The organism is Legionella sp. PC997 (genome assembly GCF_014109825.1).
Taxonomy (GTDB): Bacteria; Pseudomonadota; Gammaproteobacteria; order Legionellales; family Legionellaceae; genus Legionella.
This window is the reverse complement of sequence record NZ_CP059577.1, coordinates 139,849-150,431: the sequence shown is the minus strand read 5'-3', so window position 1 is coordinate 150,431 and position 10,583 is coordinate 139,849. Positions and strand designations below refer to the sequence as shown.

The following is a 10,583-nucleotide window of genomic DNA, read 5'->3' as shown; positions in this document are numbered from 1 at the left end:
AATTTATTCCTCTATCAAAAAATAGATTCAATCTCGTATTCACCTTGGAAACGCTTGGAATTAGTCGACTCTTGCGCATTAAAGCGACTGTCTGAGGACTCATTAACAACAGGCACATGTTTAATGCTGGTATTAGAAACAGGAAGAGACGGTATGGCACGAGGTAGAAAACCTGAAGCCTTCGCGCTTCTTTTTTGATAATGAAGCTCCAATTTTGTTATAGGATATTGACCTGGCAATCGCAGATAACAAGTAAGCGGATCAAGCCCCATAATTTCAGGATAAGTCACCAAGGGTCGTGTAATACGGTTTTTTCCTAAGGAAATCCCATCACGAATGGAGTTAGCTCCATAAGAATAATTTTCTCGGGTATCATCAATTTCCTCATCCCCAAGTTCCTTACTGACAAGTTGCGCCATTTCATGACTTGGACTTGCAAAAAAGGCTCGGGTATTCAGCAAGTCAAAAATTTCAGCCGCCCCACTACGCCCATATACCTTCTCCAATTGACTAAAGCTCTGCATTCCCAGCAGAAAACAGCCGCCAAATTTCCTGACTTCAGCAATGGTTTCACCCAATAAGGGTAATTTGTGCAGGCTTGGTAATTCATCACAAATAAACCAAATTCGCCTGTTCGCATCTTCTGGCAAGCTCAAAAGTGTCAGGGATGCCATGGCAATCCACATCGAAATCAATGGTTTTAAAGATTTATGCTGTTCCCCATTGCTTGATATAAAAAGCCAGCCCTCCAAATCTTTATTTAACAGATAATCACGAATGGAAAAGGAAGGCTTACCAGATTCATCAAGCCCACTTAACGACTGCATTGATTTAAGGTAGGTTGTGATGACGGAGCGAATGGAGATGGCTGTTTTTTCTATTTTATTACTGACCAAAGTCGCTGCAGCCGTGCCGTTGAGATAAGGTTCCAACTCACTAAACTCGCCCGTTACCAGTAACCCTAACAGCTTGGATAGGGAACGTTCCTTATCCTCACGCATTTGACTTGCAAGACAGGCAAACACGGTGCGTGCTGCATTAACCCAAAATGGATCGTTTTCTCCATGCATGGGGATGAGGCTTTCTGCCATGTTTTCCAGTAATTCATCTTTTGGGGCTTCCAGCCATAAATCCCAATTAGCACAGCGTGCATCAAAAGGATTAAGTAAAACATCATGATCTTCCTGAAAATAAGCCTGAGTAAACGTGCATCCCTTGTCATAGACAATGACTCGGTCGCCTCGTGCACGTAAACAATCCATCAATTTCATAATGAACTGACTTTTCCCCATCCCAACCGTGCCATGAACCAATAAATGCTGCACCTCTGCACCTTGCAACAGGGGAAATCCATCAAGATGTAAATCAGATGCTTTTCTTTGCTTTATGATCTGTTTTTTAAGTGTTTCTGATGGGACTAAACTAGCCCCTCGTATAAATTGGTTTTGTGTTTGTACCTTTCCTCGATAAATGAAATATCGGCTCACCAAAAGTGCCACAATCAACGATAGGGGAAAACTCCATAGAGTTGACTGTAACAGGAGTGTCAGTAAACGATCGGAGGTAGCAGAAAAATAGTGATTGTGGAGAAGCTGTTCGACAGTTTGTGATGCATACCCCCCTTTAACAGGGATAGAAAATACATGTGGCACCCCTGCCAGGTGATAAAAATGAGCCGCATGATAGGACACAGTCTGTCTTATCATTCCATGTGGCGCAAAGATACAGGTCATTACAATGCTTAACCCTGCCCAAATGAATAAGTAAACATGAAAGAGCGCTTTGTTAATCTGAAACCACATCCGCAGATTATGGAATGAGATCTGGCCGCCCCGTGTATAATGTTTGTAATTGGATTCATGGCGCATTATATCTTCCTCCAGCTTGTTTTGGGCAAAGCAGCGGCTTCCACTGCTTGTATTTGTGGTTAAAAATTATTCTTTTTGATGTGTTTTGTTTATTTTAAGGGTATTGCCGCACTGGCATTTTTGTCCTTATCAAAATAATTCTTTATGAGAGTAAACAGCACGCTGATGCCTATCCTATTGAGCTCCATTTCAACAAGGATGCTCGTTAAAATCCCGCTGATGAAAAACGCGCCAAAGGATATGAAGAAGGCAGCACTGGGAAACAAGAACAGTGAAGGAATCAAAACAATCCCCGCAAATATTCGATAGGCTATAGTTCCAGCCCTTCTTATTTGTTTTACAATCAATGAGCCTGTTCTTAGTTTGTGTTTCAATTGATAGTCAATCAAAATGTATTGATTTAATGTGCTGTAAATGAATAGAAAAACAAAAAGGCATAGTCCTAGAGCCATTAATGGCAGCCAGAAAAACATGTAGATGAGCTCGTGCGTTGAAATCTCCACCATCAATACGTTCCAATAAAAAGGGAGTGGAAGTAAAAATCCTAGAAGTATTGTTCCATATAGTTTAAAAAAAACATGCAAAAACAAACGCCTGTTCGCCTGGTAATACTCCTTGGCCGGCATAATATCCACGTCCAATGTTTTTAATGTTTCTATATCCAAGGCGATGGCCTCTTTTAATTCTTGTGAATTCATTTCTTCATTATTCATGGATAAGCTCCTTCTTTGGGGCTGATTTATCATGATGATCAACCCATTTAGTAAAATAGGCGAGGTATAACTGCGTTGACGTTACTTTGCCCCAGTTTTTTCCCCTCGCCTACATCGTTGTTCGTTGTTTCAACCGCTTGCTGGTATTGACTCTTTAAACGCCCTCCTCCACTGCTTGTTTTATTTACCGCCGCATCGACCTGATTATTAATTTTTTGCTGCATGCTTTCGGCTCTTGATGCATCCATGCCAACTCCCAGAGTCCTTCCAGAATCCTCCAATGCATTACTGTTTTTGTGGTAGTCCGCTCTCATTTGTGACTCTTTGGTACTTAATGGATTTGCTGCATCCTGATAAAAGGAGTCAATCCGAGCATTTTTAGAAGCATTGCCGTATCGTGCGATTAAACCTTCTCGTTGTTCACTGATAAACTCATTAGCTAGCATTTGTAATTGTTTTAATGAAGCCAGATCTGAAGGATTAGAATACAATTCATCTCGTGCCTTTTCTCCAATGCGGTGTGCCACAAAGCCAGGAAATGCCTGATTAAGATCGGTTGTAATCTGATCGGAGTTTGATTCCACATAACTCCTGGCCGTGCTAATGCGAGCGGCTTTAGACATCGAGGCATCGTAGTTTTGACTTGCCGTTTGTGCTTCCCGCAAGTCAGTACCCATTTGATTCGAAAGGCTTGCCCCTTCCGAATGGCTGTTATCAAAATGATGGTTTTGTGCAAACTGGCTCACGTAATTAAGCGCCTGATTAAAGTCTTCTGCTTCCTTCGCTGACATGCTGCTGTCCGTACCCTCATGGTAACGATCACTACTCGTTGATGACCTATCGAACTTGGCATGACTATCAGCACCTCCTGTTGCTCCAAAAGCAAATCGCCCAATACTTCCCAGCATACTTTTTTCACTTGCGACTCCGACGTGGGCATTTAATCCAGCTGAGGTCATATGAGCCAGCGCATCCTCTTGGCTTATCCCTTCGCGCTTAGCTACATCCGAGGCAATATGCGTCATGGTCGATAAGGCCTGGCTGTATTGACCGGATTCGCTTTCAGATACTCCATCGCCTAAACGCATATCATGTCCCTGCATTTTCGATAATTGTACGGCACTGTGCGCAAAACTGGATAAGGACGTTTGATAATGCTGGCTTTCATTGGCTGCAGCCTGCCTGGATTCCTCAAAAGCCTGATTTAAAGAGCCACTTAAGGCCTTTGTATCTGAAATGTGTACGGGTCCTCGTGACATCCCAGGACTTACATCAAAAACAGCATCTCCATGGCCTGTGGTCGTCTTAAGCACTCCACTTCCCAATTGTTCCGTGTGCATCCCATGCATGTTCGTCCAATTGGTATCGTGCTTGTTAGCCGAAACATTATTGGCGCTGGTATTTTCATAGTTCATATTCCAACCGCTGTAACTTGCCATTGAGATGTTACCTGCAGCTGCAGATTGTGCTTCACTGACTGACAAAGATTGTGCCATACCACCAAAATGCTGGGAGGAGGTACTTAAAATCTGTCCCAATCCTTTCGTGATGTACAGGGCAATAACAGGAACACTTGCCGCCAATGCGCCTGCCGTATAGGCGAAATTACTGTGCATGCTCGCTAATGAATCGATATTAGAGAAGGTCACACCTCCGGTTTTTTGACCAAACAAAGTAATGGTAGTACTTGAGGCCATAGAAACAAACCAATGAAAAATAATAAACATCGGCGGCCATGACCAAAGGTAGATTTGAGATTGTACCCACAAGAAATAAGCGTTACTCAGGGTCGGGAAAAATGAAATTAAAACAACTAATGGAAAAATACACAGCGTTAGCATCCACATCACGGTCATATAGTAAGGCAGGCGAAATCCTGCAAGCCAAAAGCTATTGGCTTCGGCAATGTGCATTTTTTGAGTGCTGTCCGTATTGGTGTAATTCATGAGTGCCGCATCAGCTCCTGAAAAAGCAAAAGCATCGGCAGCAGCATCTCGGGTCGCATTAATTAAGATATTCTGCGTAAGTGTTTCAGCCGCATCTTCGGTAATGTTCATGTAATATTTGTGAGCAGCTTGCAGCCGGTCACCAAAAGTCTTTTCGCCTGGTAAAGAACTGCTGTCCGTGTTGCGTGATCCTAAAGCACCTGTGGTTACCAGATGATTAAGACGCTCCAACTCTAATTTGGCTGCAACGGGCAATCGAGTTTTTAAATTGGCTGCTGCATCAGCACAACTTAAATTGTCTCCATTGTGCAGAATCACCCGATAAATAGGCGATGGGCTCTCAAAATAGGTTTTAGATAGATGAGCACTTTGGGTAAGCTCCTGAGGGCTTAATTGGTGACTTGCCAAAAGTTTTGCCGTAAACACGCATTGACGGATATAGGACGATAGGTCTTGTGCCAAATCAGGCGACATGGAGAGCCTTGTCTGGGTTGCCGCAAGCCAGGTTCTTGCACCAAAAATCATTCCGGTTTTGTTGTACTCCAGGCTATCTGGCATGTGAAATACATCACTAAAAGCAGTTGTTATTCCGTACCCCATGCCACTAATGACTGCTGCAGGTAATGCAACACCTAAAGGCACATGATCAACTGTTAAGGCCTCTCCTGCTCCTTCGGCTGTCTGCATGTCAATTATAGCCACAGGCACTTTAATGCCTAGCACGCAATACATGACTAAAAAGGTGGTCAGCACAAAGCGAGTTAATGATTCGAGCTTTTTCCCCATCACGTACTGATAACCGACCATACCAACGGATAGAATCATGATAATGTCACACGCCGTACTAAAGGTAGATTCAGTAAGCAAAGCGGCCATACCATCAAGCAACTCTTTTAAATAAATCCCATTTTGTGGGGTGTAGATTAATAATGGGCTCATTGTGCCCCTCCGGTATATGATTTTCTTAAGATGGGATTAAGGGCATTAAGCGCCTGCTTCACGTTGTTTTGAACCAATTGATTGGTGGTCAGTGCGGCATTAAAACGTGCTCGTGATTCGCTATTAAAATTATCTACAAATTGTTGGGCTACCTGCAGGTTTTTAAATAATTTCTCTTCATGATCACTACCTAAATCACGCCCTGCAAGGGATGCTCGAATCACTTCAAGTGAATTTGCAAGATACTGGGCAAGCAAATCCGTTGCTACACTCTGAGCAAGTTCATAACTGCTTTGTATGCCGATATTCTGTTGTGCACTGGCTGAAATGAGCTGAAATACAGACGGCTGGGTTAGTTCAATTAACCCTTTTTGTTGTGGCGTTAAGGCCGTCCCTGATTTGATATTCTCATAAACTCCCTGCAGGATGGCTTGTACCTGAGAAACCAGAGCATCTTTGCTGCTGATCTCCTGGCTTCCTTTCACATTGATGGCAACACATTTTATGGGTTTGTTTGAATCAGTGCACTTATAGCTGGGTAATTTGCCTCCATAGAGCAAGGCTTTTACAAAATCCTGATTAGTCGCTAAAGAGGGATACGTTTGCATCCCTCCTTTGGCATCAAATACCAGTGTTCCTGAAATCGACATATAGACTTCTGAAATTTCTGTATCTGATTTGATGAATTCATTCAGTTGTAATGCATCCCAAACTACGTTGGTATTCAAAAGAGCCCTGTCTTTATATTCTGAATCGTTTTTTGCCTGTTCCAATCGCTTTTCAATCTCCCCTCCTGTCGAACATTTATGTCGGGCTTCTGCCCAATCGGTGTATACATTACGATTACGCCCGATGTCCTCACACAAACGCTGATGTGCCGCTCTATTTTTGGGATAAAGCGCTGCAGTCAGGTTTTCTCCCATCTCACACGAATTAAAATTTGTCCCATTAATGTCATTTGCCAGCTTTTGCATGTATTGCATGGCATGAGCAATTTCAGGCAGCTCGGTCTCCAGTGCAAGGTTCATTGCATAGCCTGCCCCGTTACTTAAAATATTCTGCATGAAGGAAACAATCTGCTCTGATTTAATAAAGGAAAAACCACCTGCAAAAATATCAATTCCGCCACATCCTGAGCGAAACCCAGGTACATCAACGTGAGCTATCTGAATGGAACGCACCTGATTTCTGGCATAGACAGAGCCTAATGATGCAAATCCTGCTGCCTGTGATTCATAGGAATGGCTACCCGTGACATTCGCAGAATAACCAAGATTATTAAAAAAATGATTTAAATCGGCACTGGCTGATGCATGAACACCATTTCCTGTCACGCAAGTAAAAGACGCAACAACGGTTAGCACAAGAGCTCTAATCATTAAATTTCTCCTCAATGTGTTGCTTTAATTCATGTACTCTTTGTGCCAGCTGATAAGGAGTTGCTTCTCCAAACAAGACAGCGTAGGCCTCCAGGGTATGTCGATTGACTAAAAACAAGGCGGGAACCGTAGGCTTATACCCTCCTGATACATAGAATGTTTGAAAAAGCTCAGGTGTTAATGGTGTGGTATCGAGTCCATCCAGGGACTCTCCATCCAGGCTAAAAGCACGAACCTTAATATGGAATGTTTCTGAAAAATCCTTTAAAACAGGGGAGAATTTTTTACAATGTGGGCAGGTGCTTCGATAAATAAATGCAAAATAATAATTTTGGGATAAATCTTTAGCTTCAGCTGATTCCTTCTGTGCAAAAGCTTTAGGGGCTTGCTTTTTCAATAACAGTGCATTGAGTTCTTCAACTGCCACATTGGCGTGCAATGGATTAATTACAGAACAAAGCAGTAAAAAAATGATGCGGACAATCATGCTTCAAACCCCTCATAGCTGTATCGTTTGTAATGAGTCGCCACATCCAGCAGGCGTTCTTTTAACTCGGTTGTGGAGACGAAACCATAAGATAAAGGCGACATTTTTTGTGTTTTTAAATCAACAAGAAACAGTGCGGGCATGTAGCGTGACTGTAAATTCATTGTTTTTTGTATTTCATGAAGAGGTATGTTTTTAGGATTAGGCAAACCTTCAATGGGTTGTCCATCTGTTGTGACCGAAATCATTGAAAAGTGGGTCTGATTGACGAATGGCACAAGATGAGTGATGAATTTTTGCGAAATGGAACTGTTCCCTTTGTAAAAAAGGATTAATCCATAACGTTTAGCCCCTTCTCGGACTACCCTCTCCATTAAAAGATTCATTGAATCATTGCGAATGGCCACAGCCGTATTGTCAGTTGGAAAATTTAAGGAATGATCCAGCTCAGGATGAGACAACAGCACCTGTTGCCAGTACTGGACAAATTTCTGATTGTTTTTGGCATACACCTGCTGGGCTTTCATGTACTCATAGGTTGCATCAAATGATGGGGCAATTAATGCCGTTGCGAGCTTATTCATGGTGGCTTTGCGGACTTCCATGAGCTCTTCATATGGAGTCAGCGCAGGCTTTGACACCTTTGGAATTTGAACAGGTTTCATCTGAGGTTCTTTGTTTTCTGTACTGTACCAATGAAACCCATGAGCAGGTGGACTTACTAAATCAGCCATGGCCGGCATGGAAAGTAACATTAAAATAATAGTAAATAATCTCATTTTTGTTCTGCCTTTTTCTGGACTCGCCGTTTGATTTCATCCATTGCTTTTGAAGCGTCGGGGCTATTTAAAACGACATCGCCTACAATTCCTGCTTCTTTTGTTGGTTGTCCTTGGGGAAATGGATAGACAGGGTTTAAAAAATCGATGCGCCCCATGTCAAGGCTTTGTAATTCATTCACACTGAGCCCCGCGCAGCGTGTATGCTCCGCATCTCCTAAAGCATTGGGATTTAATTGTCTTAAACGTCCTTCGGCCTGGATAATGCGCGCCATTTTGCTGTCAAAGACACAATAGGTGCGTTTGTGCTCCAGACAGGTGCCAAAAATGGGATCTTTCTGACTGCAGAATTCGCCTACGTAATGAGCCAGATAATTGAGTTTGGCTTTGCCTAAAGCCTTATCTTCTTCACGACACAAATCGATATGGAGTTTGTCAGCCCAGCCTTCATTCGAACAACAATCAATAATGTCCCAAACCCAGATTTTGCACTGAACGGGATGGCCTGAAAATAAGGTGGCCTGCGTTTTACCAAACTCAGCGCCAGCAGCTCCTGCAACGGCCATGGGTGCCATGGCCTCTCCAAAACCATCATTCTGAGTCGCAGCATGTTCCGTGCAGTCTCCATCGGCACAAAAGAGATCACGCACACAAGCCACAGGCTGTGGGCAGACTGTCTCATCGCAACGATATACCTGCTCATAGAGTGAACAGGCATTATTGTTCATTAATGTACAGCGCGAGCTTGCCTGTAAGCATCCTTTTTCACGTTGCGTTTTACATTCATCAGCTGCAGCGGATGCGCATTGATATCGTGCATTAAGCTCCCAGCAATCGCGGGTGACGGGCAGGCCATTAATGACACGGGTTGGATTGGAATCAGTACACTGCTCTTGTGTTTTTTGACATAGGTTGTTTGTCTCAAGAGCAGCGCATTCATTATCCCAGTGCTCTTCTTCCACATAGGATTTAGAATGAGCATTAATCGTCAATGCCACTTGAATTGGGTAATAGCGACTGAACTTATCTGAAATATACAGGGTGATTACTCCTCCATTCTGGCAGGTTGGAAGTCCCACAACACGCACCCAATGAGCAGAACCACCATTATTTAGAATGGAGTGTACTGTGGCTTTCATCTCCTCGCAGGGATGATTTAATTTAACAGGATTGGTTAAATGTCCTCCTGCGCTATTGGTCATCGCACCCGTTATAAGATTAACCGCTATGAGTCCAGTCCATTTTTTATGAACCCATACCTCAAAGTCAGCTCTTTGACTCCATCGTTCTGTGTTCACGGTTACTTTGCGTTTTTTTAAACACTGTTGTTCTGGTAATTGCCTTGATGTATGACAGATTTCCTCATGCGACTTAATCTCACAAGCCTGTGGCTTTTCATCGCATTTAATCCGCTCATTAGATTGTCCATGGGTAATCGCATAACTTTCTTCTTCAATTAATTTGGCGTTTTTAATCGCTTCATTTTTAGTATTGATTTCAAACTGGCGCTGACCAAAATGCTCGGTCACAGTATGTCCACCGGCATCATTTTTTAAGGCATTCGCAGCCAAGGTACTTAAATCCGTTTTTTCAGTTTCAACCCCCTGATAATGAAGCGATTGCGAGGGATTTTCCGTATAGTCTTTGAAGGTATTCTGGGGCTTAAATTCATTCATGGCGCTCAGTGGCTGATTCCCCAAAGATTTTGCGTATTCTTTTAATTTCTGAAAGTCCTGCGCTGTTGTATTGGCAGCTGAGAACGTGCCAAATCCAAAAATACAGACGATGGCCAACATGCATCTAAACATGGCCTTTCTCCAATATGGTGGCCGCTAATGTGGCTCCTGCATCTCCTTTCTGGGCGATGAGCTCCAGTCCTTTTTTTATGCTTGCATTGCCATAGACTACATCAAAGGGTTGATTGGCACAGAACTGCCCTGAACCGCAAGACTTGGAGGGCTCTGTGACTACAAGCGCTGGAACCGTTGTAATGTGGAATTGACTAAACCAGACCGGATCAATAGAAATTCCCTTAAAGTTTAAATGCTGCTTTTGAGCTTCGCTATTAAGGCGTTTAAATGTTTCTATGGTTTGTTTAAAATCACCATCCACTAAGCCATTAATGACCACGGGAATATGAAACCGTGCTGCTTCATCGCTCAATGCAAATAGAAGTGAGTCGGGCATGGAAAAGGATACAAATAAAATGGCACCTTCTACTCTCTGCGGTTTTTGATTGCTTTGTAAACCGTCCGCGCTGCGTTGCATGAGTGTATCAATCAATGATTGGTGCTCTGATTGATTCCGTGAGGACGTACGATTTAGCATTTCGATTGTCTTACTCGAAATGGTTGATACTTGGTGAGCCCCCTCCTCTTGATACTGCCTTAATTCATCATTAGTGTTTGCAAAACATCCGCCAATCCCGGTCAGAAACAGGATAATGATTTTAATGTAGTGCGCCATTAAAGG

The 10,583-nt window shown here is 43.0% G+C and carries 8 protein-coding genes; all 8 read right to left on the bottom strand.

The genetic code is table 11. The annotated features are described in order from the left end of the window. Positions 1-14 precede the first annotated feature (14 nt). Positions 15-1,868 (bottom strand): type IV conjugative transfer system coupling protein TraD, encoded by a 1,854-nt coding sequence (gene traD, locus HBNCFIEN_RS17200; protein WP_014845135.1) that lies wholly within the window; start codon positions 1,866-1,868, stop codon positions 15-17. An 89-nt stretch (positions 1,869-1,957) separates the two neighbouring features. After that, complete coding sequence (locus HBNCFIEN_RS17195) at positions 1,958-2,581, bottom strand: hypothetical protein (RefSeq protein WP_014845136.1); 624 nt, start codon at positions 2,579-2,581, stop codon at positions 1,958-1,960. A 47-nt stretch (positions 2,582-2,628) separates the two neighbouring features. Beyond that, positions 2,629-5,466, bottom strand: coding sequence for a conjugal transfer protein TraG N-terminal domain-containing protein (locus HBNCFIEN_RS17190; protein ID WP_014845137.1), 2,838 nt, complete (start codon positions 5,464-5,466; stop codon positions 2,629-2,631). After that, complete coding sequence (locus tag HBNCFIEN_RS17185; protein WP_014845138.1) at positions 5,463-6,845, bottom strand: conjugal transfer protein TraH; 1,383 nt, start codon at positions 6,843-6,845, stop codon at positions 5,463-5,465. The genes HBNCFIEN_RS17190 and HBNCFIEN_RS17185 overlap by 4 nt, the downstream gene beginning before the upstream one ends. Beyond that, positions 6,838-7,332, bottom strand: a complete 495-nt coding sequence (trbB, locus tag HBNCFIEN_RS17180) for a type-F conjugative transfer system pilin assembly thiol-disulfide isomerase TrbB (protein WP_014845139.1) — start codon at positions 7,330-7,332, stop codon at positions 6,838-6,840. The genes HBNCFIEN_RS17185 and trbB overlap by 8 nt, the downstream gene beginning before the upstream one ends. Next, positions 7,329-8,111: a type-F conjugative transfer system pilin assembly protein TraF gene (traF, locus tag HBNCFIEN_RS17175; protein WP_014845140.1), complete on the bottom strand. Its 783-nt coding sequence runs from the start codon at positions 8,109-8,111 to the stop codon at positions 7,329-7,331. The genes trbB and traF overlap by 4 nt, the downstream gene beginning before the upstream one ends. After that, positions 8,108-9,919, bottom strand: coding sequence for a type-F conjugative transfer system mating-pair stabilization protein TraN (gene traN, locus HBNCFIEN_RS17170; protein ID WP_014845141.1), 1,812 nt, complete (start codon positions 9,917-9,919; stop codon positions 8,108-8,110). The genes traF and traN overlap by 4 nt, the downstream gene beginning before the upstream one ends. After that, positions 9,912-10,577, bottom strand: coding sequence for a type-F conjugative transfer system pilin assembly protein TrbC (gene trbC / locus HBNCFIEN_RS17165; RefSeq protein WP_101901819.1), 666 nt, complete (start codon positions 10,575-10,577; stop codon positions 9,912-9,914). The genes traN and trbC overlap by 8 nt, the downstream gene beginning before the upstream one ends. Positions 10,578-10,583 lie beyond the last annotated feature (6 nt).

Coding starts and splice junctions, on each gene's coding strand:
- HBNCFIEN_RS17185 (WP_014845138.1), bottom strand. CDS start 6,845: ATGATTAGAGCTCTTGTGCTAACCGTTGTTGCGTCTTTTACTTGCGTG.
- HBNCFIEN_RS17195 (WP_014845136.1), bottom strand. CDS start 2,581: ATGAATAATGAAGAAATGAATTCACAAGAATTAAAAGAGGCCATCGCC.
- traF (WP_014845140.1), bottom strand. CDS start 8,111: ATGAGATTATTTACTATTATTTTAATGTTACTTTCCATGCCGGCCATG.
- trbB (WP_014845139.1), bottom strand. CDS start 7,332: ATGATTGTCCGCATCATTTTTTTACTGCTTTGTTCTGTAATTAATCCA.
- HBNCFIEN_RS17190 (WP_014845137.1), bottom strand. CDS start 5,466: ATGAGCCCATTATTAATCTACACCCCACAAAATGGGATTTATTTAAAA.
- traD (WP_014845135.1), bottom strand. CDS start 1,868: ATGCGCCATGAATCCAATTACAAACATTATACACGGGGCGGCCAGATC.
- trbC (WP_101901819.1), bottom strand. CDS start 10,577: ATGGCGCACTACATTAAAATCATTATCCTGTTTCTGACCGGGATTGGC.
- traN (WP_014845141.1), bottom strand. CDS start 9,919: ATGTTTAGATGCATGTTGGCCATCGTCTGTATTTTTGGATTTGGCACG.